Origin of the sequence: Cytobacillus kochii, from assembly GCF_020171845.1 — a bacterium.
Lineage (GTDB): Bacteria > Bacillota > Bacilli > Bacillales > Cytobacillaceae > Cytobacillus > Cytobacillus kochii.
The window spans coordinates 159,487-185,830 of the sequence record NZ_JAIVAM010000005.1 but is presented as its reverse complement, the minus strand read 5'-3'; the positions used below and the strand labels follow the sequence as shown (position 1 = coordinate 185,830).

Here is a 26,344-nt window from a genome sequence, read left to right as displayed (position 1 = left end):
TTCAATGAGTTATCATGTCTAGCTCCAGCGTCATGGAGCTCGAGGTCATAAGTCAAAGCTGTCTATGAGGTAAAGAATAACCTCAAAGCCATCTTCGTCTTATGCTTGTCACTCCAGAGCGAGCCGCTTCCGCTTTTCATCATGTCTAGCTCCAGCGTCATGGAGCTCGAGGTCATAAGTCAAAGCTGTCTATGAGGTAAAGAATAACCTCAAAGCCATCTTCGTCTTATGCTTGTCACTCCAGAGCGAGCCGCTTCCGCTTTTCATCATGTCTAGCTCCAGCGTCATGGAGCTCGAGGTCATAAGTCAAAGCTGTCTATGAGGTAAAGAACAACCTCAAAGCCATCTTCGTCTTATGCTTGTCGCTCCAGAGCGAGCCGCTTCCGCTTTTCTGCTTACCTTGGGTTGTATTGTGTTAATTGCGCTGGATAATAGTATTCAATCTCCTCAGGGAAAACAACATAATCTAAATAAATCATTGGGATTAAGTAGCGCTCACCCGTTTCGGGATCACTAATAATGACATGATCACGTCCAGCTGCTTCAATGATTCCTTTAAACACTTTGGCATTCCATTGTGAATTATTTTCAAATGTTGTATAGATGGATGCAAGCTTGCCGCGATTTAATCTGAGAATATTTTCAATAAAGGATTGTTCCATTGGCAGTTGACCTGTTGATTGACCTTGAACGTTTGTTGGCATCCCTTGTGTTGGTATGTTTACTGAAGGTGGTTGAGTGTTGAAATTCTGTTGAGGCTGCTGCTGATATTGGTTGTTGTATTGCTGTTGTTGTTGTTGGGGATTCCCACCATAATAAGGATAACCTTGTTGAGTCATTGCACTTCCCTCCAAATAAATTAATAAACAGATGGGCAATCTGATTCGGTAGGGATGTAGAAACAGTGTGATTTGAACCTACCTGAATTCCATTGGTTATACCATTGTGCTGGACAATCGCCACCTGGTCTAAAAAACCATAAAGCATTACTAGCAGGGTGTTGCCTTTCGCCTTTTAAAGCTCTTCTTGCTAAGTTCAATTCATTCGATCGTGCCGCTTGATAAAAATAGCCTTTCTGCGTTGCTTCAAACCCACCAGGATTTTGAAAAACCATTTGCCTAATGGATGTAATGTCTTTAAAATCCAAGCAATTACCAAGGACGCGATTGACGCCGACATTGCCAACCATTAACATACCAAGATTTCCTTCACCTTCTGCTTCTGCACGCAAAAGTCTTGCTAGTAGCTTTACATCTGCTTCTGTGTAGGCTATCACGCCCATACAATCACCTCTTAAAAAGTTTGCCATGTTGCTAGATAGAGGCTTATTCATAAACTCACTATTTATAACTATGTATAAGCCTTTTCATTTATGACAAAAAAACTCCCGCCAATAAATTGACGGGAACGATATCGATTAATTAACATGTAAAAACTTACTTAAACCATTTTCTGGTAAAATGTTACCTACATAGAAGGCACCGAACTCTCCGTAACGAGCACTTACTTCATCAAAACGCATTTCGTATACGAGCTTTTTGAATTGTAGCACATCATCGGCAAATAAAGTGACGCCCCACTCATAATCGTCAAATCCGACTGAGCCAGTGATGATTTGTTTAACTTTGCCAGCATAAGAGCGTCCGATGAGACCATGGCTGCGCATTAATTCACGACGTTGATCCATTGGGAGCATATACCAGTTGTCCTCACCTTGTCTACGCTTATCCATTGGATAGAAGCAAACATATTTCGCTTGTGGAAGTGTTGGATATAATCGACTTCTCACATGAGGATTCTGATAAGGGTCTTCATTAGAATCTCCTGCCATATAGTTACTTAATTCAACGACAGAAACGTAAGAGAAAGTCGGAATCGTATATTCTGCTAATTTTGTTTTATTGAATTCATTTTCTAGCTCATTTAATTCTTCCATTGTTGGGCGTAAAAGCATCATCATAAAGTCTGCTTTTTGACCGACAATTGTATATAGTGCATGGCTACCTTGCTCGGCAGCTTGCGTGGTGTTCCATTTATCAACCAGTGATAGAAATTCGTGAATAGCGGCTTCACGCTCATCGCTAGAAATCATTTTCCATGTAGTCCAATCGATGGCACGGAAGTCATGGAGACAATACCAGCCGTCAAGAGTTTTTGCTGCTTCGTTCATTGTCATCGCTCCTCATATATGTACTATTTACTTCATGTTTACTATACCATAGTTTAGCCAGCAAACCACACGATTAAAACCAGCTAGTGTTGATTAGTTATTTTGCTTAATGGATAGGTTATAAGTATGATATGAATGAAGCGCTTCAGTGCACTGTTTTATTAAAAAGAATTCATTTTTTAGAATTAACCGACATTTGCCTTTTCTATTGCTATTTAACGAGCGGTCTATTGTAATGGAAGAAGAGAAGAAATAATTGTATTTTAAATGATTAATTGGAGGGGCTTAATATGAGCAACTTATTTGAAATAATGAAAGCAAAAATAAACGGGAAGAGCTTGAAAATCGTTTTTCCTGAAGGCACAGACGATAGAATTCTTGTAGCTGCCAGTCGCTTAGCTGAGGAAGGCATTCTTGTACCTATTTTACTTGGAGATGAAGAGGGAATTACTAATCAGGCCACTAAATTAGGGGTTTCTTTAGAAAATTGTACAATCATTGACCCGAAAAATAGTGAGTATATGGATGAATTGCTTCCTGTATTCGTCGACAGGAGAAAAGGGAAAGTAACAGCGGAAGCAGCAAAGGAAATTCTTTTGGATGGAAACTATTTTGGAACGATGCTTGTTTATGCAAACAAAGCGGACGGCTTGGTAAGTGGAGCGGCACATTCAACAGCAGACACTGTCCGACCGGCATTACAAATCATTAAAACAAAAGCAGGGGTGAAAAGGACCTCTGGTGTATTTATTATGGTTCGTGGGGAAGAACAATATGTCTTTGCTGACTGTGCGATCAATATTTCCCCTGATGCAGAAGGATTAGCAGAAATCGCTGTAGAGAGTGCAAAAACAGCAAAAATGATGGATATTGATCCTCGTGTGGCTATGTTGAGCTTTTCGACAAAAGGATCTGCAAATTCTCCAGAAACTGATAAGGTCATTGAGGCAGTAACTATGGCCAAAGAAAAAAATCCAGCGCTTGTCATTGATGGAGAACTTCAGTTTGACGCAGCGTTCGTACCTTCTGTCGCAGAGAAAAAAGCGCCGGGTTCACCAATCAATGGCCAAGCTAATGTCTTTGTATTCCCAAGCCTTGAAGCAGGGAATATTGGCTATAAGTTAGCGCAAAGATTAGGCGGATTTGAAGCGGTAGGTCCGATTTTACAAGGTTTGAATCAACCGGTTAATGATCTTTCCCGCGGTTGTAATGAGGAAGATGTCTATAAGCTTGCGATTATTACGGCTAGTCAAGCTTTAGTCGAATAGTTCTTAAATGGTAAAGGAGCAGAAGGAATGGAAGAGGCTTTAAATTTATTAGAACAAAAAGAATGGCGTATAATTGATCAGTCGCAATCAGGGCGATTTGTCAGTGCACTTCACTCTTTCGGTATGGATGATACTTTATGCGCTTCGGTTGGAGCGGGACTCTCTCCTGCTACTGCGAGAAGCTGGGTGCATGACCGCACAATCGTACTTGGTATTCAAGATACAAAACTGCCTTTTATTAACGCAGGGGTTCAATTTTTACAGCAACAAGGTTATGACTGTATTGTGCGGAATTCAGGTGGGCTTGCGGTTGTTCTCGATGAAGGTGTCTTGAATATTACTTTAGTGCTGCAGGAAACGGAAAAAGGTATTGATATTAACCGTGGATATGATGCGATGTGGTTTTTAGTGAAAGAAATGTTCGCTGATTTTCCCGTAGAAATTGAAGCGAAAGAGATCACCAAGTCCTACTGTCCAGGGAGTTATGATCTAAGCATTGGTGACCAGAAATTTGCAGGCATTTCACAACGCAGATTGAGAAAGGGTGTCGCTGTGCAAATCTACCTTTGTGTAAATGGCAGTGGCAGTGAACGAGCGCAACTCATTCAAGAATTTTACCGTATTAGTAAAGAGGATGAGAAGACTAAGTTTACTTATCCTGACATTGATCCAACAGTGATGGCTTCGCTAGCTGAACTACTCCAAACGGAATTCACCATAGAAGATGTGATGCTCCGCTTCCTACAAACATTAAAGAAATATAGTGGCACGCTTCATTCAGGTCAGTTAACCGTTACTGAAGCACCAATGTTTGAAAACTATTTCGACCGTGTAGTCGATAGAAACGAAAAAATCATGAACAAGAAATAATATGAGTCCAGACAGCTCCCGAATAATTTGCAGATTTTAGAATGAAATAGGTGCTCTTTTGCTTGTTTTACCACTGTTGAAGGGCTTATCAAATGTACGAATAAATCTTAATCTAGTAAGTCACGCAAAATAGAAAGAAAATAACTGAGTAAGCTGATTCAGCCTTTTACTCAGTTATTTTTATAAGTGATTGTGGTAAACCACAGTCTAATCATTTATTCTGCTAGTTTTTCTAAATTGCCATTACGATCCATTTTGAATTTAGTGGCGGTTCTTTCCTCATCATCTAAAATCGCTAATTTTCGAGCACGGTTCATAATATTCATTAATGTCTCGTAATCTTCTTGGATAGTGACACTATTCTGCTCTAGCTTGCTTACTCTTGCCGCTAATTCTTGGTTTCTAGCCTTTAAAGAAGCATTCTCGCGCTTAAGTCTTTCATTCTCATTTTTTAAGATATCCAGTTTAATACTTGAGTGACTTAATGATTCAAGGTATTGAATGACACTTGCCATCGTCATATTAGATGATGAAGTTTCCTCCGTTTTGAATACAGGTGTTTCCACTTCTTCAGTAGGAGTCGCATTAGTTGTTGTGACTTCAGGTTCTTCAAATAGCAAATCATTCATCGGCTCCATCGCTGTTTCTACGTCATCTAATGTAGGAACTGGTGGTGAATATAATAGTTTTTTCTTTCCACCTTGCTCTTTTCCAAGCATTCTTTGTCGTTGCTTTCGTTGTTTTTTTGCTAGTTGAAGGGCTTTTTCATATTGGTGCCGTACAACTGCATTCCAGCGAAACCCGCAAGCAGCTGATGTGCGATTCAACTTATCTCCAACTTCTTCAAATGCATTTAATTGCGTACTACCTTCACGTACATGCCTTAAAACCGTTTCTGCTAATAATAAATCATTTTCCTCTGACCATGCATCTTGACGTACTTTCATGATCTCAACTCCCTAAATTTTTATAATAGTTAAGCTTTAGCAATAGGATTGTCAAGAATAAAAGGTTTTATACATTCTATGTTTGAAAGGATAGTAGAAGATGATTTCTAATAGATACGTATGGTAAATCATGTTAAAAATGTCGAAAAAAATTCTCATTTCGCCAAAAAACAACTAGGACAGGGGTTCGTATGTGCAGGAGAGGTTGGTCTATTACATTCGGGGGGTGAAACAAAAGAAAGAGAAAGATATAATAGGGGAAGAAAAAAACAGATGAAGAGCAGTCAAATGTTTGAATGTAAAAAAAGAAGTTAATATATTGGTTATGTCTATATAAAAAAAGGAGGTGTCATGATGTCATATGCGACAGAAAAATTAACTGAAGAAAAGGTATTTAAAGATCCTGTTCACCGATATATTCACGTGAAAGATCGTCTTATCTGGGATTTGATTGGTACTAAAGAATTCCAACGTCTAAGAAGGATTAAACAGTTAGGAACAACCTTTCTTACCTTTCACGGAGCGGAACATAGCCGGTTTAATCATTCGCTTGGTGTCTATGAAATTGTTAGGCGAATTGTCGATGATGTCTTCAAAGGACGTCCAGAGTGGAATGATGACGATCGTTTATTAACCCTTTGTGCAGCATTGTTACATGATTTAGGTCATGGGCCGTTCTCGCATTCTTTTGAAAAGGTATTTGGCTTAGATCATGAAAATTTTACAAAGAAAATTATTCTCAGTAACACAGAAGTTAACAATGTGTTAAGAAGAGTAAGTGATGATTTTCCAAAAAAAGTAGAAGAAATAATTGCGAAAACGTCTAAAAACAAATTAGTTATCAGTTTAATCTCTAGTCAAATTGATGCCGACCGGATGGATTATTTACAAAGAGATGCCTATTTTACAGGCGTGAGTTATGGTCATTTTGATATGGAACGTATTTTACGAGTGATGAGGCCAAGGGAAGACCAGGTTGTGATTAAACAAAGTGGCATGCATGCTGTTGAGGATTACATAATGAGTCGATACCAAATGTATTGGCAAGTGTATTTTCACCCTGTAACGAGAAGTGCAGAGGTAATCTTAACAAAAATTCTCCATAGGGCAAAGGCTCTATATGAAGCATCTTATCAGTTCAAACAAGCCCCTGCTCATTTTTATTCTTTATTTAAAGGCGAAATAACGGTGGATGATTACATTCATCTGGATGAATCAATTGTTCTATACTATTTCCAAATGTGGCAGTGGGAAGAAGATGAGATTTTAAGTGATTTAGCGCAACGTTTCTTAGACCGTCATCTCTTTAAGTATGTTGAATTTGACCCAGCCAAGGAATATAAGAAACTGTCAGAGCTGTCTATATTATTTTTAAAAGCGGGAATTGACCCTGAATATTACTTAGTTGTCGATTCTTCCTCTGATTTACCTTATGATTTTTATCGACCGGGTGAAGAAGAGGAGCGTTTACCGATTCATTTATTATCGAAAAATGGAGAGGTAAGGGAATTATCTCGGGAATCATCGATTGTTGATGCTATCTCAGGTAAAAGAAGGACCGATCATAAATTATACTACCCTGCCAATCTCCTTCATGATGAAGGGCCACATAAAGAGATTAAGAAACAAATACGAAAATTACTAGACTTAGAATAAAAAAGTTCGAATGGAACGTAATAAATAATTAGGAGATGAATCAATGTGCTGAAAGACCATGCAAAAATCATTCATGCCATTGCTGCCTCGGATGAAATTGTCGGCCGTAAAAAGCTACAAAAAATGATTTACATTGCAAAAAAAATCAATTATCCTTTTCATGAGAAATTTGCCTTTCACTTTTATGGACCTTATTCAGAAGAACTCACTCTTCGTATTGAAGAACTATGCAATATGGGATTCTTGAATGAAATTAAAGAAAAAAAAGGTGGATACTATCAATATCGTTATACACTAACCGAATCGGGAACAGAATTTCTAGAATTAAATGAAGTAAATATGCCTCATTTAAAAGACTGTCTCGTTGATATGAATGAACAATCAGCAAGATTTCTAGAGCTAGTATCCACTGTCTTATACTTCGAGGAACTGCCTAAAGAAGAAGTAAAGGAAAAGATCTTCACGCTCAAAAGCAAACAACGATATACAGAAGAAGAGATTAACCAAGCTTATCACTATATCGATGCCTTAAATACAAAAGCCGCTATCCTATCATAGGAGCGGTCTTTTTCATATTGAGGTTGTTTATATTTATGCTCGTGTGGAAATGATATTGCGTGACTTAATCGGTAATAAGAATTGAGTGCTTCTGTTTTGATGGATTAGAGTTTGTGAGTCACTCAGAAAGAGAAAAGGAACTGAGTGCTTCGCAAATGAGGTTTGTGAGTCACTCAGTGGGAGAAAAGAGAATGAGCGCTTCGCCAATGAGGTATGCGAGTCACTCAAGGTGAGAAAAGAGAATGAGTGCTTCGCAAATGAAGTTTGTGAGTCAATCAAGGTGAGAAAAGAGAATGAGTTTTCGCAAATGAAGTTTGTGAGTCACTCAAGGTGAGAAAAGAGAATGAGCGCTTTGTAAATGAAGTTTGTGAGTCACTCAGAAAGAGAAAAGGAGCTGAGCGCTTCGCAAATGAGGTTTGCGAGTCACTCAAGGTGAGAAAAGAGAATGAGCGCTTCGCAAAAGAAGTTTGTGAGTCACTCAAGGTGAGAAAAGAGAATGAGCGCTTTGTAAATGAAGTTTGTGAGTCACTCAAGGTGAGAAAAGAGAATGAGTGCTTCGCAAATGAAGTATGCGAGTCACTCAAGGTGAGAAAAGAGAATGAGCGCTTCGCAAATGAGGTTTGCGAGTCACTCAAGGTGAGAAAAGAGAATGAGCGCTTCGCAGCTGAGGTTTGTGAGTCACTCAGAAAGAGAAAAGGAACTGAGCGCTTCGCAAATGAGGTTTGCGAGTCACTCAGTAGGAGTAAAGAGAATGATCGCTTCGCAGCTGAGGTTTGTGAGTCACTCAGAAAGAGAAAAGGAGCTGAGCGCTTCATAAATGAAGTTTGCGAGTCACTCAGAAAAAAATGAAGATGAGAGCGCAACTAAACCGTAAAAATACACATATCTCATGCTGTATTTTTACGCTCTTACTTACGCGTATAAAATTTAATTTGTTCCGGCTTATCCTCACCCTGGGAAGTTTCTTCATGTCTGAAAAGAAAACGTTGTATTTCCCTCAGAATTGCGTAGTTCTCTTAAATCTAATGGGATCCGGAAGGCGGAGCGAAAATTTGATTGGATTCGGCCGAAAATGAGTGAAAAAAAGGATTCGAGAGGAAATTCTGATATGAAGAACCTAGGCAAAATCAATAATAGTGTACAAGAACAATAGAGAATCGTACATAAAGGAATTCACCAGGAACACAAAAAAATAACCGGCACCAACGAATAACTAACATTGTCAGTGCCGATATATTTCAATCTTGTATTTTATTGGTCGCTCAGACGCTTGCCACCAACAGCGTAATGGTTCTTGCTCATTTCTTCTATAAATACAGTGATTTTTTCATTTGGAGCACCTGTTGTTTCGCTCACGGCTACTGTGACTTTTTCTACGAGTGCTTTCTTTTGATCTTCTGTACGTCCTTCAAGCATTTTAACAGTTACGTATGGCATAAGTTCTTCCTCCTAAATGAATTCGCGCTGTTTCTGAACAACGATTATTTTAAGTTTTCCATATTTTCTTCATTTAGACAAGCAAATTTATAGTAGCGCATGATTTCCTTATTGCAGGAATGATGCGTTATACTTTAATATGTATGACAAAGATAAGGTTTACATATGGTTAATGAAAAGGTATAAAACACTCATTCATGAGTTAAAAAAGGGGATTAAAGTGTGGAACAATTCTTAGCCTATCCACTTAGGGATATTCCCTATGTAGCTATCACGTTAATTATTGCCTTCACTCTTCATGAGCTTGCACATGCGTGGGTCGCCTATAAATTTGGTGATCCAACGGCAAAAAATCAAGGCAGATTGACGTTGAATCCCATTAGTCATTTAGATCCAATTGGGACACTCTTAATTTTTATAGCGGGTTTTGGGTGGGCGAGACCAGTCCCTGTTAACCGCTTCTTTTTTAAAAATCCGAGGCTTGCTGGTGTATGTGTTTCTTTAGCTGGTCCATTGAGTAATTTTGTTTTGGCTACATTTGCTTTAGGTTTATGGTATTGGTTAATTGGAAATGGTTATACAGTGCCGGAGTCGTTGCTCGCGTTTCTCAATATTTTTATTGGTCTAAATATGCTTCTTTTCATATTTAATTTAATCCCTTTGCCGCCTTTAGATGGCTATCGGGTGATTGCAGATTTAGTACCAAATGATTGGCGAGCGAAGATGACGTCAATTGAGAATTATGGAGGTCTTATTTTTCTCATCCTTGTGATTACACCGCTCAGTCAATATACGATTAGCCCTATCCTGAATACATTACTTCCAGCGATTATGGAAAACCTAAGCGCATTCTTTTATACATTATTTGTGAGATCATAGATGAAGGAGGAGTTTCAAATGGCAGAGAATAAGAAAAAAATGGAGTTTAATATTATTAAAAGTGACCCAACCGAGGGGCATGGTGGATTCGGGGCCGGTGCTTTTAGTTTAGATAATGTTTCGCCGGTTATTATAGATGTCAATGAAAAAGAGGCTTCAATCGAGGTTGGGGCAATGCATGCCCGCAGCCCACAGGAAAAAGGCATTAAGTTTTTAAAGACAAAAGAAGAAGTCCCTAATGGAAAGCCGTACTGGTTAATCTGGGTAACGGTAGAACGTGGGGAAGAAGGTACGTATTATGCGGGTGTAACAGCTTGTGAGTTTACAGTTGATCGATCAATTAGAAGAGGGTATAAGTCACTTCCTGAACATGTGAATCGAATGGATAAATCAATTAAAGGTCAAGTAATCGTGGATCATATGGATGTTTCATCTAAAGAAGTATTAGCAAAATTCCTACAAGATTATGATGCAGGTATGTGGGAGAGATCATCAGAACAACTAAAAACAGATTTGCAAGCATAAGAGACAAATTCAGCCATAATTGTGGCGTATTTGTGACAGTTTATTGAAGGAATTTACAAAGTATTGCTTCAAGTGGATAAAAAAAGTAAACTTAATATTAGTGCGAAGCACTGTATAGAACTAGGACACGAAAAACCTCGGCAGCTACTGTCGAGGTTTTTCATTATTTCTACTATTGTCATGTTTGTGTGCGAATTATGAAGTCCATGGTAATATCTTCTTGTACCAAGGCTTTTTCTCCTTAGGGGCTGGCTCTTTCTCTATTTGTTTTTCCTCTGCATGGTATTCAGGCAGGTGAAGCGAACAGTATTCAGTTGGTTCGGTTCCCTTAATAAAGTAGGTAAGACGTTTGGCAGGGCAATTTTCTGTTGCTAGTTTGCCAGTGGAAGGTTCAACATAAACGCCTACTGTATTCTTTGTTGGTGTGAACTGGCGAATTGGAAGTCCCTGGTGGGCATCTTCCATATAATTCCCCCAAATTTCCTTTGCAAACGCCTTTTCCTTCACAAGGTCGATCGTTTGATTATCATCGTAACCTGTCCATACAGCAGTAACGAGCTGGGGAGAGAATCCAGCCATCCAGCTATCAGTCTCCGTCGAACCAGATTTTGCTGCGTATGGTCTTGTGAGTTGATCGCTAATAGTAGATCCAGTCACACTAGCATAACCATTTAATGTCTGATCAAAAATGCCCGTCATCATCTCTGTCACGACAAAGGCTGTATCCTTATCTAATACTTGCTCATTTGATCCCTTAGCCTCGTAAAGGACATCGCCTTTATAATCCTCAACTCTTGTTATAAAAACAGGGTCAGTACGCTTCCCACCATTAGCCAACATGCTGTATGCATTGGCAAGCTCTGTTACTCTTAATCCGGATGTACCCAGGGCGAGTGAAGGGACTTTGGCCATCTTAGACTGAATACCAAAATCTTTAGCGGTCTTAACGAGCGTTTCTTCACCTAAAAAAAGGTGGGTTTTCACGGCATATATATTATCCGAGAGCGCTAGTGCCTGCGCCATCGTTATATCTCCATCTGCATACTTATTATTATAATTATGAGGTGCATATGTTGATTGTCCATCGTCAAACCGAAAAGTAGTAGGTTTGCTCATTACTGTTGATACTGGTGTAAATCCTTGTTTAATGGCCGCGTAATATAAAAGGGGCTTCATCGTAGATCCAGGCTGTCTAATCGCTTGTAAAGCTCTATTAAATGAGCTCTCTTCATAATCTGTACCTCCAACCATGGCTTCTACATGTCCATTTTTAGGATTCATTGATACGAGCCCGACTTGCATTGAAGTATCTTCTGTCATCACTTCTTCAATTGTTTTCTCTGCTATCTCTTGTTTTTGGCGATCTAGTGTTGTGTAAACTCGTAATCCACCAAGTTCAACCATTCTTTCATCAAGGTCTAATTGAGATTTTAGTACAGCTTTGACTGCATCCTGAAAGTAGGGGGCAACAGTGTTCACGTAATATTGATGCTCACCAACGAAAGTAAGCTCTTCATTAAAAGCATTTACCATTTCCTTTTTCGTAATATATTGATTCCCTACCATAGAAGTTAAGATTAACTTTTGTCTTTGTTTCGCTTTCTCGAATGAGGCAAGAGGTGAATAGGCACTTGGTCCTTTCGGAATACCTGCGAGCATAGCGGATTCGGCTAAAGTTAAATCAGCTGCATCTTTTCCAAAATAAAACTGACTAGCTGCTTGTGCACCGTAAGCCCTGTTACCGTAATAGATTGTATTTAAATAGCCTTCTAGTATTTGCTCTTTTGTGTAACTCATTTCTATTCTTAGGGTATAAAACGCTTCTTTTATTTTCCTTGTCCACGTTTTATCTTGATCGAGAAAAAGGTTTTTAGCGTATTGCTGACTAATTGTACTCGCACCTTGTACCTTTGCCATTGCTTTTAGGTCTGCCAGCAAGGCGCCAGCAATTCTTTTATAATCAAAGCCATGATGTTCATAGAAACTCTGGTCCTCAATCGCGATCGTCGCATGAATTAAATCTGGGGAAATATCAGTAATATCTGCCCAATACCTTTTCTCCCCTGTGTGACTTTCACCAATAATAGATTCGTCACTTGCCATATATAAAGTGGATTGTGGTACGGCAAGTGGTGGTGGACCTAAAATTTTGGCATAAATGAAAATACCGATGAGCAGGCAGACCACTAACGCTGAACCTATTAAGCTACAAATGACGAGTGCTCGCAAATATTTACCTGCATTTCTAAAGCGCTGATTTGTCATGATTTCCACATATACCACCCCCATTTTAATGTGCTTCGTTTACATATAGTATTGAAAACTATAGGGTATTTTAAACATGCATATTTGTGATTACACGAATCTCTAAAGTCTGCATGAAACCCCTGGAATGGGTCAAACATGAATAGTAAAGTCAAAGCCATGAACATAAAAGAGAAAGTCAGGTCAGCAAACATCTAAATCGGTTCAATCATATAGCCAAAAAGTCAAAGACGGGTCCGATTTCATAATGACTGAGTGCGAAGATTCTATTAGCCCACTCTTCTTTTTAAAGGGTATCTTCTTTTTAACAAAATTTTCACTTGCAATTTTGCTAGAATCCTCTATACTTTTCTCATGTTTGTCATTTTGCTTTTCGGGAACGATAAGGTTAAATGAGGCACTTTTTTAATAGAAAGGATTGAAGAATAATGAGCATTTGGTTTACTGAAAAACAAACAGAGAACTTCGGTATCACGATGAAGGTGAATCGAACTTTACATACGGAACAGACAGATTTTCAAAAGCTAGACATGGTAGAAACAGAAGAGTGGGGCAATATGCTTCTTCTTGATGATATGGTCATGACTTCTGTGAAGGATGAGTTTGTTTATCATGAAATGGTCGCTCATGTGCCTTTATTTACTCACCCAAACCCTGAGAATATCCTCGTTGTCGGTGGTGGAGACGGAGGCGTTATTCGTGAAGTGTTAAAGCACCCTAGCGTGAAAAAAGCGACACTTGTAGATATTGATGGGAAGGTTATTGAATTCTCGAAAAAGTACTTGCCAGAAATTGCAGGAAAGCTTGAAGACCCGCGTGTAGAAGTAAAAGTGGGCGATGGCTTCATGCATATTGCTGAAAGTGAAAACGAATATGACGTTATTATGGTCGATTCAACAGAACCAGTGGGTCCGGCAGTTAACTTATTTACTAAAGGTTTTTATGCAGGTATTGCTAAAGCATTGAAGGAAGATGGTTTATTCGTAGCGCAGTCAGATAATCCGTGGTTTAAAGCAGACTTAATCCGCAATGTTCAAAAGGATGTAAAAGAAATTTTCCCAATTACACGTCTGTATGTGGCGAATATCCCTACTTATCCTAGTGGATTATGGGCATTCACTATCGGTTCGAAAAAGCACGATCCACTAAAAGTGGAAGAAGAGCGTTTCCACGAAATTGAGACGAAATATTATACAAAAGAACTACATCAGGCTGCATTTGTACTACCAAAATTTGTTCAAGATTTAGTGGAATAAGGAGGACTCTCTATGCGTTTTGATGAAGCTTATTCAGGAAATGTGTTTATTAAAAGTCATCCGCATTATGAAGACAGCAGTGCTGTTATTTATGGGATGCCAATGGACTGGACAGTCAGCTATCGTCCTGGTTCAAGATTCGGCCCAACAAGAATAAGAGAAGTGTCCATCGGCCTTGAAGAGTATAGCCCTTATTTAGATCGGGAACTAGAAGAAGTGAAATTTTTCGATGCAGGAGATATTCCATTACCATTTGGAAACCCGCAAAAAAGTATCGATATGATAGAGGAATACATTGACGGACTACTTGCAGATAATAAATTCCCTATTGGTATGGGTGGGGAGCATTTAGTTAGCTGGCCAGTCATAAAGGCGATGTATAAGAAATACCCTGACTTAGCGATTATCCATATGGATGCACATACAGATTTACGAGACGATTACGAAGGCGAACCACTTTCTCATAGCACACCAATCAAGAAGGCGGCTAATCTCATTGGTCCAACAAACGTCTATTCATTTGGGATTCGTTCTGGTATGAAAGAAGAGTTTCAATGGGCTAAAGAAGTAGGGATGCATATTTCTAAATTTGAAGTGTTAGCACCTTTGAAGGAAGTTTTGCCACAATTAGCTGGTCGTCCTGTCTATGTGACAATTGACATCGATGTCCTTGATCCTGCACATGCGCCGGGTACAGGTACTGTGGATGCTGGAGGCATTACTTCTAAGGAGCTTTTAGCCTCTATTCATGAAATTGCTCGTGCCAATGTGAATGTAGTTGGCTGTGACCTAGTTGAAGTGGCACCCATTTATGACCCATCAGAACAAACTGCCAATACAGCTAGTAAGCTTATTCGTGAAATGATTTTAGGTTGGGTGAAATAAATTGATGATGCGAACAAATTCTATTATTGGAGAATTTGTTCGTTTTTTATTTGGTTTTGTGTGATATCTTGTGTTTAGTTCAAAAATAAAAAACTACGTGAAAAGCTTCATCATACGCTTTTCATCAGAAAAGTCCTGTGGACGCCCGTGGTATACTAGTGGTCAAAGTTGTTATTGTATAATTATTCATGACTGGAAGATAACATTAATTTGTTTTATACTAATAAGGTTATAGAAATTTCGTTTGAAACGGTATAAAAGGATGTGGAGGGATTGTCGAAAGTTTTAGATGATCAAATTCCTGTAAAAATAAATGTGAAAACGACCATCCATGATGGGAATAGTAAGGATACTTTTGAATTAACGGCGGTTGGTCGATACTATAAAAAAGGAAATGCTAGATATCTTCAATATGAAGAAGAGATGGATGTAGGCATGGTGAAAACCATTGTAAAAATGACTGAGGATGACGGTTTAATCTTACGAAGTGGTTCGATAAAAATGCGCTTGCCATTTAAAATGCATCAGTCTTTAAGAGGCAATTATACGACCCCATATGGTGTATTTAATTTAAAAACTTTAACGAAGAGAATGGTGCATGAGTTTAAAGAAGAGACAAGCACTGGCTCTATTGATTTGATGTATGATTTAAACATGCAAGGAGCTAAAGCAGGAACCTATCATCTAACCATCGCATTTGAGGAGGAAAACTGAGTGAATATCGTTGAACAGGTGCAACACAATTTGAAACAGGAAATTAAACAAGCGGTCATAAAAGCTGGCTTAGCTGAAGAGGGACAAATTCCTGATGTTATTCTAGAAATACCAAAAGACAAAACGCATGGTGATTATTCTACAAATATGGCAATGCAACTTGCAAGAGTGGCAAAAAAAGCGCCAAAAATGATTGCTGAAGATATCATTACTCACTTTGATCAATCAAAAGCTTCGATTGAAAAGATGGAAATCGCTGGGCCAGGATTTCTGAATTTTTACATGGATAATCGTTATTTAACGAACTTAATTCCTACCGTGTTAGAAGCAGATGAAGCCTACGGTCAAACAAATGTAGGTAATGGCACAAAAGTTCAAGTAGAGTTCGTATCTGCTAATCCAACAGGTGATTTACACCTAGGGCATGCGCGCGGGGCAGCTGTTGGTGATTCATTATCCAACATTCTAGCGAAGGCAGGCTATGATGTTACGCGTGAATACTATATTAACGATGCCGGCAATCAAATTAATAATCTCGCTTATTCTGTAGAAGCCCGTTATTTCCAAGCGTTAGGTATGGAAAAAGAGATGCCGCAAGACGGTTATCATGGGGAAGATATTATTAATATCGGTAAAACACTTGCTAAAGAACATGGTAATGAGTATGTCGATTACGATGCCCAAAAGCGTTTTGACACTTTCCGTGAGTATGGTCTGAAATATGAAATGGAAAAATTAAAAAATGACTTGGAAGATTTCCGTGTTCCTTATGATGTATGGTATTCAGAGACTTCACTTTATCATAATGGAAAAATCGACCGTGCATTGGAAGCATTAAAAGAGAATGGTCATATATACGAAGAAGATGGTGCGACATGGTTCCGCTCTACTACTTTCGGTGATGACAAAGATCGTGTTTTGATTAAAAATGACGGCTCCTATACGTATTTAACACCAGATATTGCTTATCATAAAGATAAATTAGAGCGTGGCTTTGAAAAAATTATTAACGTTTGGGGTGCAGACCATCATGGTTATATCCCGCGTATGAAAGCTGCCATTCAAGCACTTGGCTATAGTAAAGATGCCCTTGAAGTTGAAATTATTCAGCTCGTTCATTTATATAAAAATGGCGAGAAAATGAAAATGAGTAAACGTACAGGTAAAGCAGTAACCATGCGTGATCTTGTAGAGGAAGTCGGTTTAGATGCGACTCGTTATTTCTTCGCGATGAGAAGTGCAGACACTCATTTAGATTTTGATTTAGATTTAGCTGTATCACAGTCTAACGAGAACCCAGTATATTATGCACAATACGCACATGCGCGTATTTCAAGCATCTTAAGACAAGGTGAAGAACAAGGGTTAGTTCTTGACGCCCAAGCTGACTTATCTTTTATCGGAGCAGAAAAAGAACTAGATGTATTGAAGAAAATTGGCGAATTTCCACAAGCGGTAGCTGAAGCAGCTGAGAAGCGCATGCCTCATCGAATTACCAATTATATCTTTGACTTAGCATCTACTTTCCATAGCTTCTATAATGCTGAAAAAGTTTTAGATAGCGAACAGCCTGAAAAGTCAAAAGCAAGACTAGCGCTAATTAAAGCGGTACAAACAACATTGAAAAATGCATTAGCATTGATCGGTGTATCAGCTCCTGAAAAAATGTAAGTGCCGTACAGCAAGCGTCCCACTCATGTAGTGGGCGCTTTTTTTCTTGAAATAAAAATAGATTCACACAATATATTCAGGCTTTGTTGGTTGCTTGCAGAGTAGTAATAGGAGAATTAAAAAGTTTCATAAATATCAAGAGGTGCGAAGCGAATTGCACTGTAGAGGATTATCTATCATGACCAAATATGACCTTATTTTATATTAGGATGGGGATACTACAGGTAGATTTCCTTAACCGAAAAAGGAAGTAGATGCTGGTAGACTAAATAACGCTATCATTCCCACCTCTCTTTATAAAATCTGAAGTTAGTAATCTTCAAAATATTGAAAGATTCATCTCGAATCAATAGAGTAACTAAGTTGTGTTTGCGTGCAAAAAGCAAAGGGAGAAGGAGAAGAATTGCGCGTAAGTCGTGTTTGCGCGCAAAAGGTAAAGGGAGGAGATGAAGAACTGCGCGTAAGTTATGTTTGCACGCAAAAGACAAAGGGAGAAGGAGAAGAATTGCGCGTAAGTCGTGTTTGCGCGCAAAAGGTAAAGCGAGGAGGAGAAGAATTGCGCGTAAGTTATGTTTGCACGCAAAAGGTAAAGGGAGGAGGAGAGGAATTGCGCGTAAGTCGTGTTTGCACGCAAAAGGTAAAGGGGGGAGATGAAGAATTGCGCGTAAGTTATGTTTGCGCGCAAAAGACAAAGGGATAAGGAGAAAAATTGCGCGTAAGTCTTGTTTGCGCGCAAAAGACAAAGGGAGGAGATGAAGAATTGCGCGTAAGTTATGTTTGCACGCAAAAGACAAAGGGAGAAGGAGAAAAATTGCGCGTAAGTCGTGTTTGCACGCAAAAGGTAAAGGGAGGAGATGAAGAATTGCGCGTAAGTTATGTTTGCACGCAAAAGACAAAGGGAGAAGGAGAAGAATTGCGCGTAAGTCGTGTTTGCACGCAAAAGGTAAAGGGAGGAGATGAAGAATTGCGCGTAAGTTATGTCTCCGCAGTAAAAGACAGAAGAAAGGGGATGGTGTTATTAAGTTTTTACATGGCACATTTATCATTACACATAGAAAGAACCTAAAGCAGTTAAATAAGATCATTAGTCTACTTTAGGTTCTTTTATTTTTATCGGTATGCATCAGAGTATATATTGTCTTATCCGCTATTTCCATTCAACCGTTCCACCACCAACACGCTTTACCCCGCGAATGCTAGCGACATCTTCAACAAGTTGTAAACAGGCTAAGTTCTTTGCTTTCGCTTCAATCATTAAATCAACATCTTGTCCTATTTCATGGAGAGTCGAGAGCAGTGGCTTAACAAATTGGAAATCTACATAGTCAGCATGTGATCGGTAGGCTTTATCTGACTTAGGCGAAGACACATGAATTTTTGGTCGCAAACCAATATGGCTCCATGTTTGAAACACGCGAGGCAATAATTCTATTAAAGGAATGTCCACGAGATTAGCCATATGGTGATGATAATCAAAAATCATTGGCACCTTTTCTTCTTCACATACAGCAAGTGTTTCCTCGGCATTATAGGTTTTATCATCGTTTTCTAACGTCATTCTCGACTTGATATGAGTGGGTAAAGTTTTAAGGTTTTTCTCGAAACGTTCTAGTGAGGTTTCCTTATCACCGTAAGCACCGCCTATATGTATATTAATAATTGCGGTATCGCTTAGACCCATTGCTTGGAGCATGTCATAATGGTACTGCATATCAGTCACGGCATTCTCTGTCACTCCTTGTCTTGGAGAAGTAAACAAAGTAAATTGATTAGGATGGAAGCTTACCCGTAATTGATGGTCTGTAATTAATTTACCTAATGCATGCCACTCGTCCTTAAATGGAGTTTGGAAATCCCATTTCACATCAGGGTGTGTCGCAAGTGGCACGATCGAACTTGATAATCGGTATAATGGGATTTCATGAGCAATATTATAATGAACCATTCGCCTTGTGTGAGCAAGATTAAGTGCAGTAATTTCCTTGAGTTTATCTAATCTTTCATGAGCATTTAATTGTTGATAGCGGGCGTAAGTAAGTGTTTTTGCAGGGGAGGCATCCCATAATGTAATCGCATGAGATACATACCCGAAACGTATTGAAATCAATAGTTATCGGCTCCTTATAAAAAGAGATCTACACATCGTGCTAATAATTCTTTCCCTTGCCTCTTCAGGTTGAAACCAGAAATATCTTGATATTGTAGTTTTTCTGCATAGGCTAAATCCTTATGAAATACTTCACTTAGTTCTTTATGAAAATGAGGCTCCTTACTATAACAATTTATTTCATCATTAAGAAAGAAGCTTCTTTTATCAAAATTAGCTGTTCCGACAACAGCCACTTCATCGACGATCATTGCTTTTGCATGATAAAAACCTTTTTTATACTCATACACTTCTGCCCCTGCCTTCAGTAATGGACGTAAGTAACGATGGGAAGCTTCTTTGACAAGAAAGTGGTCGCTCGTATAGGGAATCATAATCGTTACTTTTACCCCTCTTGTTAATGCGGACAATAGATGCTGCATTACTTCTACACCGGGAATAAAATAGGGTGTACCAATTTCAATGAATTGTTCAGCATTTTCAATCAGTGTGATATATTCCTCTTTCAAGAATGCGCCATCAGTCACTTTAAACTGATGTTGTACACTGCCTTTTGTTATATCTTCTGGAAAATACTTTTCAGTTTTACTTATTAGTTGGTTGCTAGCATCTGCCCAATCTTGTAGGAAAACACTTTGTAAAGTATGTGCACCTTCTCCACTTACTTTTAAATGGTAGTCTCGCCATGGTGTGAGTTTACGGTCAAGGTTTATATACTCAGGGCCTACATTAAATCCACCTAAATATCCTACTTTTCCATCAATTACAGAAATTTTCCTATGATTTCTTGCTTGTACGTTGTAAAATAGAAAGGGAAACGTAGGTGTATGGGCAAAGGCTAATTGAATACCATGAGATCGTAACTCTTTTTTGAGTTTAAAATTCAGAATAATCGGTAAACTACCTGCCCAATCTAATAGCAGACGTACCTCTACACCTTCATTTGCTTTTTGCTTTAAGATAGTTAAAAATTCCTGTCCTATTCCTTCGTCTTTAACAATATAAAAGAGAATATGGATATGGTGTTTTGCTTTTTTTAATTCCGTAAAATAATCATCAAATAATGAAGGTCCGTCCGCAAAAAGGACAAAGTTAGCGAAAGCGGGGGAGGGGTTCATTCGGCTGACTGTTTTTAAATGTTTTTTACGACCAAGGGCATAATCGACCCACAGAAGAAAAATAAATACGATAGCAATCAGCAAGATGACCGCAACAGAAAGAAGGATTGTCAAGTTGATCATCTCCCAAAACAGTATGTTTAAATAGTATCTCCATAGAGACCTATTCTATTATCGCTTTTATTGACTGAAGAAAAAAGGATAAAATAAATAAAAAGTAGTTGACTGAATGCTCATTCATTATATAATGGAACTAAGATTTAAATTCAGAAAATTTTAATACGATAAAATTTTCTTTTTACATTGAATAATCTTCTTATACACATGGATTAGACGAGAAAGGAGTAGAACACACGTGAATGCATTATTATGGGTTAACCTTATTGCGACCGTTCTTGTAATCGCTTACGCACTTAGTTTGTTTGCTTATTTGCTCAAGACCAGATATGAGTACATTAAGCTTGGAAAGAAAACGGCATTTGACAATAATGTCAAAGAGCGTATGAACAAAATTTGGGTCAATGTATTTGGACAAAAAAAGCTTTTAAAGGATAAAAAAAGTGGCGCTATCCACGTCATGTTCTTCTATGGCTTTATTTTAGTACAGTTTGGTGCAATCGATTTTATTATCAAAGGAATATCGCCTGGATCACATCTTCCATTAGGTCCGTTGTATCCAGGATTCACTTTTTTCCAAGAAATCGTTACTTTAATGATTTTGGTTGCCGTCATCTGGGCATTTCACAGAAGATATGTTGAAAAGCTTGTTCGTTTAAAAAGAGGTTTTAAATCAGGGCTTGTTTTAATTTTTATTGGCGGCTTGATGTTATCTGTTTTATTAGGAAATGGCATGTCGATGATTTGGCACGGACATGATCCTGTATGGACCGAACCGGTCGCTTCGCTTTTCGCCATCGCCTTATCATGGATTGGTGAAACAGCTTCTATTGTAGTCTTTTATGTTTCTTGGTGGATTCACTTATTATTCCTACTCGCTTTCCTAGTCTATATTCCACAATCGAAACATGCTCATTTGATTGCAGGACCAGTAAATGTATATTTCAATAGATTAGATAACCCAGGAAAGTTAAAACCAATCGATTTCGAAGATGAATCACAAGAGACATTTGGTGTTGGACATATTGAGGAGTTTTCGCAATTACAAATGATCGACTTTTATGCTTGTGTTGAGTGTGGTCGTTGTACAAATATGTGTCCGGCGACTGGAACAGGTAAAATGCTTTCTCCGATGGATCTTATCATTAAGTTGCGTGACCATTTAACATTCCACGGGGCAGCGGTGACTAGAAAACAACCATGGGTACCGACATTTGCCTTTTCGAATACGAAGGGAAATCAAATTGCTTTAGCAGCTGGGGCAGAGGGAGCTGAAGAGGCGGCAGCGAGTCTCGCTTATAGTCCGAGTTTGATTGGAGAAGTCATTACAGAAGAAGAAATATGGGCATGTACAACTTGCCGTAATTGTGAAGACCAATGCCCAGTTATGAACGAACATGTAGATAAAATTATTGACCTACGCCGATATCTTGTTTTAACAGAAGGTAAAATGGATGCCGATGCACAACGTGCGATGACGAATATTGAACGTCAAGGAAATCCATGGGGACTAAATAGGAAAGAGCGAGAAGATTGGAGAAGTCTTCGTGAAGATGTACATGTTCCTACAGTGAAAGAAATGAAGAAAGCAGATGAATCTTATGAGTATCTGTTCTGGGTAGGAGCAATGGGTTCTTATGATAACCGTAGCCAAAAGATTGCCCTTTCCTTTGCTCGTCTTTTGAATGAGGCGGGAGTTAAATTTGCTATCCTTGGCAATAAAGAAAAGAACTCAGGTGATACACCAAGACGTCTAGGGAATGAGTTCTTATTCCAAGAGTTAGCAACAAAGAATATCGAAGAGTTTGAGAAAAATGAAGTGAAGAAAATCGTAACAATCGATCCACATGCTTATAATATCTTTAAAAATGAATATCCAGACTTTGGGCTTAAGGCCGAGGTATACCACCATACAGAAGTATTAGCGAAATTAGTGAAGGACGGTGTGTTAAAACCACAATATGCCGTAGAAGAAACGATTACCTTCCATGATTCCTGTTATCTAGGACGCTATAACGAAGTATATGATCCACCTCGTGAAATTTTAAAATCGATTTCAGGTGTGAAACTAATTGAAATGGAGAGAAATCGCGAAAAAGGAATGTGCTGCGGTGCTGGTGGTGGATTAATGTGGATGGAAGAAGAAACAGGCAATCGTGTTAATGTTTCACGTACGGAACAAGCATTAGCGGTCAATCCAACGGTTATTAGTTCAGGGTGTCCATATTGCTTAACGATGTTATCAGATGGAACAAAAGCAAAAGAAGTAGAAGAAAATGTACAAACATATGATGTAGCTGAGCTTTTAGAAAAAGCTGTTATCGGTGAACAAACACTCGCTTCATAGAAATAAGGAGAGAGGAATTGAAACGTATAAAAATTCAGTAAAAATAAATTTTATGAATTTTTAGGATATTGTTTTAATTCTTCTCTTTTTTCGTGTAAAATAAAGTAAATAAAGCGCTTTCATGATATTTGCAGAAATTCTTCTTTTTCTGTGGACATCCTTTGAGCGAGCGTTCAGTCAATAGCCTCTTTCGTTAAAAGAAAATTAATTGAATAAGAGATAAATAGGAATGGAGTGAAAGTTTTGAGTAAAACAGTCATTGTTGCAGGTGCAAGAACACCTTTTGGTAAATTTGCTGGTGGGCTAAGCTCTTTCACCGCTTCAGATTTAGGCGGAATCGTTGTTAAAGAAGCTCTAAAACGAGCGAATGTTGCTGGGCAAGATGTGGGCGAAGTAATCTTGGGCTCAGTCTTACAAGGAGGACAAGGACAGCTCCCGTCAAGGCAAGCAGCGCGAAAAGCTGACTTACCTTGGGAAGTGAAGACGGAAACAATCAATAAGGTTTGTGCTTCAGGAATGAGAAGTGTGACCTTAGCAGATCAAATTTTGAGACTAGGTGAAGAAGAGATCATTGTTGCCGGTGGGATGGAATCGATGAGTAATGCTCCATATCTTCTGCCAAAGGCTAGATGGGGATTAAGAATGGGCGATGGCAAAGTGCAGGATTTAATGACATATGATGGTTTAACTTGTAGCTTTTCTGGCGTGCATATGGGCACTTATGGGAATGAAACAGCTGAAGCATTCAACATTAGTAGAGAAGAACAAGATAGATGGGCATTGAGAAGTCATCAGCGTGCAACAGAAGCAATTAAATCAGGTAAATTAGCTGAAGAAATTGTGCCAGTTGAAGTACAGCAAAGAAAAGGTGAGAGCATCGTCGTTTCAGAAGATGAAGCGCCTAGGAAAGATACATCCTTAGAAAAGTTAGCTAAATTAGGTTCCGCGTTTGGTCCAGGTGGAAGTATTACTGCAGGAAATGCTCCTGGTGTAAATGACGGTGCGGCTGCCCTTGTACTGATGAGTGCAGAAAAGGCAGAGCGTGAAGGAAAAGAGATAGGGGCAGTAATTCTTGGTCATACAGCAATTGCGGTAGAAGCAAAGGACTTTCCGCAAACACCTGGCTTAGTCATTAATGAGTTATTAAAAAAGACAGGTAAAAGCTTAGATGATATTGATTTATTTGAAATAAACGAAGCATTTGCAGCAGTTGCCTTAACGAGTGGAAGAATTGCCAATTTAGATGAAGAGAAGGTAAATGTGAATGGCGGTGCGGTTGCCCTCGGTCACCCGATTGGTGCAAGTGGTGCAAGGATTATTTTAACACTCATGCATGAATTAAAGCGCAGAGGTGGCGGTATTGGCATTGCTGCGATTTGTTCAGGTGGAGGTCAAGGTGACGCAGTAATGATAGAAGTGGCCAAACAATAATTTTCCTGGAGGGGATAAATAAATGAGTATCAATACAGTAATGGTTATCGGTGCAGGACAAATGGGTTCAGGGATCGCGCAAGTTTGTGCACAAGCGGGATTCAGTGTTTATTTAAATGATTTAAAGCAGGAATTTTTAGACCGCGGATTAAGTGTGATTAAAAAGAATTTAACGAGACAAGTAGATAAGGGCAGAATGCAAGCAGAAGAAATGGAAAAAGTTCTTGCTAATCTGATTCCCTCTACTTCATTAGAAGATGCAAAACTGGTGGATTTAGTGATAGAAGCAGCTGTTGAAAATATGGAAGTGAAGACAAAGATATTTAACCAACTAGATGAAATTACGCCAGCACATACGATATTAGCATCAAATACATCTTCTTTACCGATTACTGAAATTGCCGCAGCGACTAAACGTCCCGATAAAGTGATTGGTATGCATTTTATGAACCCTGTACCAGTCATGAAATTAGTCGAAATTATACGTGGTTTAGCAACAACAGACGAAGTGTATCAAGCCATTGAGGACATGACGAAACAATTAAACAAGGTGCCAGTAGAAGTGGAGGACTTTCCAGGTTTTGTTTCTAACCGCATTCTCATGCCGATGATTAATGAGGCTGTCTATACATTATATGAGGGAGTTGCAACGAAAGAAGCAATCGATGACGTTATGAAACTGGGTATGAACCATCCGATGGGACCGTTGACATTAGCTGATTTCATCGGTTTAGATACGTGTCTTTATATTATGGAAATTTTACACGAAGGCTTCGGTGATGATAAGTATCGTCCATGTCCTTTACTAAGAAAGTATGTAAAGGCTGGATGGCTAGGTAAGAAAACTGGTAAAGGTTTTTACGAATACGCTTAATGATTAAGTAAGTTAAATAATTAGTCGAAGTGGATAAAAATCTGTTTTGAACCTTGCTAAGACACATACAATTGACGACATCGGGGGTTAAGTATATGCATTTAAAGTTTACTGAAGAGCAAGAGATGATGAGAAAAATGGTGAGGGATTTTGCTCAAGCTGAGATAGCTCCATATGTGGAAAGGATGGAAGCGGGCGAATTTCCACGGGAAGTCTTGAGAAAAATGGGAGAGCTTGGATTAATGGGGATTCCCATTCCGGAAAAATATGGTGGCTCTGAAATGGATTTTATGTCCTATATAATTGCTATTAATGAAATCTCTAAAGTAAGTGCAACAATTGGTGTGATTCTATCTGTCCATACATCTGTAGGTACGAATCCAATTGTTTATTTCGGTACAGAAACACAAAAACAAAAATATGTTCCCAAGTTAGCTAGTGGAGAATATTTGGGTGCGTTTTGCTTGACTGAACCAAGTGCAGGTTCTGATGCAGGAAGCTTAAAGTCAAAAGCGGTAAAAAAAGGTGATCAATACATCATCAATGGCTCTAAAGTATTTATTACAAACGGTGGGGAAGCGGATGTCTATATTGTCTTTGCTTCCACAAACACAGCATTAGGGACAAAAGGAATATCGGCTTTTATTGTTGACAAGGATACCCCTGGACTAGTCATCGGAAAAGATGAACATAAAATGGGACTTCATGGTTCAAGAACTTTACAGCTTAGCTTTGAAGATATGGAGGTACCTTCGGAAAACCTTTTAGGTGAAGAAGGTGAAGGCTTTAAGATTGCCATGTCTAATTTAGATGTGGGGAGAATCGGCATTGCTGCCCAAGCCCTGGGGATTTCTGAAGCTGCCCTTGACGCAGCCACTCTTTATGCTAAAGAAAGAGTCCAATTTGGTAAGCCGATTGCAGCCCAGCAAGGTATTGGCTTTAAGTTAGCAGATATGGCAACGGCAGTTGAAGGGGCAAGACTACTAATCTATCGTGCTGCTCATATGAGACAAAACGGTCAAAAATGTGGGAAAGAAGCATCAATGGCTAAATTGTTTGCTTCTAAAACAGCTGTTGAAGTCACAACGGATGCGATTCAAGTATTTGGTGGGTATGGCTATACAGAAGATTATCCTGTAGAAAGGTATTTCCGTGATGCAAAGATAACGGAAATCTACGAAGGTACAAGTGAAATTCAAAAGCTAGTAATCAGTAAACAACTTTAACAACTTATCTTGGAGGAATAATC

25 protein-coding genes are annotated in these 26,344 nt (G+C 38.8%); 17 read left to right on the top strand and 8 right to left on the bottom strand.

Annotated elements, in window-relative coordinates:
* Positions 1–395: 395 nt before the first annotated feature.
* The 3 genes from gerQ to hemQ all read right to left on the bottom strand — a co-directional run bounded on the left by gerQ (position 396) and on the right by hemQ (position 2,170).
* Positions 396–839, bottom strand: coding sequence for a spore coat protein GerQ (gerQ, locus tag LCM23_RS09910; RefSeq protein WP_224936801.1), 444 nt, complete (start codon positions 837–839; stop codon positions 396–398).
* A gap of 20 nt (positions 840–859) precedes the next feature.
* Complete coding sequence (locus LCM23_RS09905) at positions 860–1,282, bottom strand: cell wall hydrolase (RefSeq protein ID WP_224936800.1); 423 nt, start codon at positions 1,280–1,282, stop codon at positions 860–862.
* Between the two features lie 135 nt (positions 1,283–1,417).
* Positions 1,418–2,170: a hydrogen peroxide-dependent heme synthase gene (hemQ, locus tag LCM23_RS09900; RefSeq protein WP_224936799.1), complete on the bottom strand. Its 753-nt coding sequence runs from the start codon at positions 2,168–2,170 to the stop codon at positions 1,418–1,420.
* A gap of 290 nt (positions 2,171–2,460) precedes the next feature.
* Here hemQ and pta point away from each other — a divergent pair, with 290 nt between their 5' ends.
* Both pta and LCM23_RS09890 read left to right on the top strand, forming a co-directional pair.
* On the top strand, positions 2,461–3,438 hold the full coding sequence (gene pta / locus LCM23_RS09895; RefSeq protein ID WP_224936798.1) for a phosphate acetyltransferase: 978 nt from the start codon (positions 2,461–2,463) through the stop codon (positions 3,436–3,438).
* A 27-nt stretch (positions 3,439–3,465) separates the two neighbouring features.
* Positions 3,466–4,308: a lipoate--protein ligase family protein gene (locus LCM23_RS09890; RefSeq protein WP_224936797.1), complete on the top strand. Its 843-nt coding sequence runs from the start codon at positions 3,466–3,468 to the stop codon at positions 4,306–4,308.
* A 215-nt stretch (positions 4,309–4,523) separates the two neighbouring features.
* Here LCM23_RS09890 and LCM23_RS09885 read toward each other — a convergent pair whose 3' ends face one another.
* The gene (locus LCM23_RS09885) at positions 4,524–5,255 is read right to left on the bottom strand and encodes an RsfA family transcriptional regulator (RefSeq protein ID WP_263624192.1); all 732 of its coding nucleotides are present in this window, start codon (positions 5,253–5,255) and stop codon (positions 4,524–4,526) included.
* 354 nt (positions 5,256–5,609) lie between these two features.
* Between LCM23_RS09885 and LCM23_RS09880 the strand changes: the two genes are divergently transcribed.
* From LCM23_RS09880 to LCM23_RS09870, 3 genes are all read left to right on the top strand, one after another.
* Entirely contained in the window at positions 5,610–6,911 is a 1,302-nt protein-coding gene (locus LCM23_RS09880) for an HD domain-containing protein (RefSeq protein ID WP_224936796.1), read from the top strand.
* Between the two features lie 45 nt (positions 6,912–6,956).
* Positions 6,957–7,469, top strand: a complete 513-nt coding sequence (locus LCM23_RS09875) for a YwgA family protein (RefSeq protein WP_224936795.1) — start codon at positions 6,957–6,959, stop codon at positions 7,467–7,469.
* A 330-nt stretch (positions 7,470–7,799) separates the two neighbouring features.
* Positions 7,800–8,318, top strand: coding sequence for a hypothetical protein (locus tag LCM23_RS09870; RefSeq protein ID WP_224936794.1), 519 nt, complete (start codon positions 7,800–7,802; stop codon positions 8,316–8,318).
* Between the two features lie 402 nt (positions 8,319–8,720).
* Here the strand turns inward: LCM23_RS09870 and LCM23_RS09865 are convergent, their stop codons facing one another.
* Positions 8,721–8,906: a 2-hydroxymuconate tautomerase gene (locus LCM23_RS09865; protein WP_095371543.1), complete on the bottom strand. Its 186-nt coding sequence runs from the start codon at positions 8,904–8,906 to the stop codon at positions 8,721–8,723.
* Positions 8,907–9,128: 222 nt separating this feature from the next.
* On the opposite strand from LCM23_RS09865, the gene LCM23_RS09860 reads away from it, so the two are divergent.
* Together LCM23_RS09860 and LCM23_RS09855 are read left to right on the top strand one after the other, a co-directional pair.
* On the top strand, positions 9,129–9,785 hold the full coding sequence (locus LCM23_RS09860; RefSeq protein WP_224936793.1) for a site-2 protease family protein: 657 nt from the start codon (positions 9,129–9,131) through the stop codon (positions 9,783–9,785).
* A gap of 18 nt (positions 9,786–9,803) precedes the next feature.
* Positions 9,804–10,310 (top strand): YwhD family protein, encoded by a 507-nt coding sequence (locus LCM23_RS09855; RefSeq protein WP_224936792.1) that lies wholly within the window; start codon positions 9,804–9,806, stop codon positions 10,308–10,310.
* A gap of 195 nt (positions 10,311–10,505) precedes the next feature.
* Here LCM23_RS09855 and LCM23_RS09850 read toward each other — a convergent pair whose 3' ends face one another.
* Positions 10,506–12,584 (bottom strand): transglycosylase domain-containing protein, encoded by a 2,079-nt coding sequence (locus tag LCM23_RS09850; RefSeq protein WP_224936791.1) that lies wholly within the window; start codon positions 12,582–12,584, stop codon positions 10,506–10,508.
* A 419-nt stretch (positions 12,585–13,003) separates the two neighbouring features.
* Between LCM23_RS09850 and speE the strand changes: the two genes are divergently transcribed.
* The 6 genes from speE to LCM23_RS09820 all read left to right on the top strand — a co-directional run bounded on the left by speE (position 13,004) and on the right by LCM23_RS09820 (position 18,167).
* Positions 13,004–13,831 (top strand): spermidine synthase, encoded by an 828-nt coding sequence (gene speE / locus LCM23_RS09845; RefSeq protein WP_224936790.1) that lies wholly within the window; start codon positions 13,004–13,006, stop codon positions 13,829–13,831.
* Between the two features lie 12 nt (positions 13,832–13,843).
* Positions 13,844–14,716, top strand: a complete 873-nt coding sequence (speB, locus tag LCM23_RS09840) for an agmatinase (RefSeq protein WP_224936789.1) — start codon at positions 13,844–13,846, stop codon at positions 14,714–14,716.
* 273 nt (positions 14,717–14,989) lie between these two features.
* Complete coding sequence (locus tag LCM23_RS09835) at positions 14,990–15,430, top strand: DUF1934 domain-containing protein (protein ID WP_224936788.1); 441 nt, start codon at positions 14,990–14,992, stop codon at positions 15,428–15,430.
* Entirely contained in the window at positions 15,431–17,101 is a 1,671-nt protein-coding gene (argS, locus tag LCM23_RS09830; protein WP_224936787.1) for an arginine--tRNA ligase, read from the top strand. It begins immediately after the preceding gene.
* Positions 17,102–17,474: 373 nt separating this feature from the next.
* A complete protein-coding gene (locus LCM23_RS09825; RefSeq protein WP_224936786.1) occupies positions 17,475–17,801 on the top strand; it encodes a hypothetical protein in 327 nt (108 codons plus the stop codon).
* Positions 17,802–17,810: 9 nt separating this feature from the next.
* Complete coding sequence (locus LCM23_RS09820) at positions 17,811–18,167, top strand: hypothetical protein (protein WP_224936785.1); 357 nt, start codon at positions 17,811–17,813, stop codon at positions 18,165–18,167.
* Between the two features lie 81 nt (positions 18,168–18,248).
* Here LCM23_RS09820 and uvsE read toward each other — a convergent pair whose 3' ends face one another.
* Together uvsE and cls are read right to left on the bottom strand one after the other, a co-directional pair.
* The gene (gene uvsE / locus LCM23_RS09815; RefSeq protein WP_224936938.1) at positions 18,249–19,205 is read right to left on the bottom strand and encodes a UV DNA damage repair endonuclease UvsE; all 957 of its coding nucleotides are present in this window, start codon (positions 19,203–19,205) and stop codon (positions 18,249–18,251) included.
* Between the two features lie 17 nt (positions 19,206–19,222).
* Positions 19,223–20,440 (bottom strand): cardiolipin synthase, encoded by a 1,218-nt coding sequence (cls, locus tag LCM23_RS09810; protein WP_224936784.1) that lies wholly within the window; start codon positions 20,438–20,440, stop codon positions 19,223–19,225.
* A 241-nt stretch (positions 20,441–20,681) separates the two neighbouring features.
* On the opposite strand from cls, the gene LCM23_RS09805 reads away from it, so the two are divergent.
* The 4 genes from LCM23_RS09805 (at position 20,682) to LCM23_RS09790 (ending at position 26,321) form a co-directional block, all read left to right on the top strand.
* On the top strand, positions 20,682–22,790 hold the full coding sequence (locus LCM23_RS09805; RefSeq protein ID WP_224936783.1) for a heterodisulfide reductase-related iron-sulfur binding cluster: 2,109 nt from the start codon (positions 20,682–20,684) through the stop codon (positions 22,788–22,790).
* Positions 22,791–23,033: 243 nt separating this feature from the next.
* Positions 23,034–24,221, top strand: a complete 1,188-nt coding sequence (locus LCM23_RS09800; protein WP_224936782.1) for an acetyl-CoA C-acetyltransferase — start codon at positions 23,034–23,036, stop codon at positions 24,219–24,221.
* 22 nt (positions 24,222–24,243) lie between these two features.
* Positions 24,244–25,095, top strand: coding sequence for a 3-hydroxybutyryl-CoA dehydrogenase (locus LCM23_RS09795; RefSeq protein WP_224936781.1), 852 nt, complete (start codon positions 24,244–24,246; stop codon positions 25,093–25,095).
* A 95-nt stretch (positions 25,096–25,190) separates the two neighbouring features.
* Positions 25,191–26,321, top strand: coding sequence for an acyl-CoA dehydrogenase (locus LCM23_RS09790; protein WP_224936780.1), 1,131 nt, complete (start codon positions 25,191–25,193; stop codon positions 26,319–26,321).
* Positions 26,322–26,344: the final 23 nt, after the last annotated feature.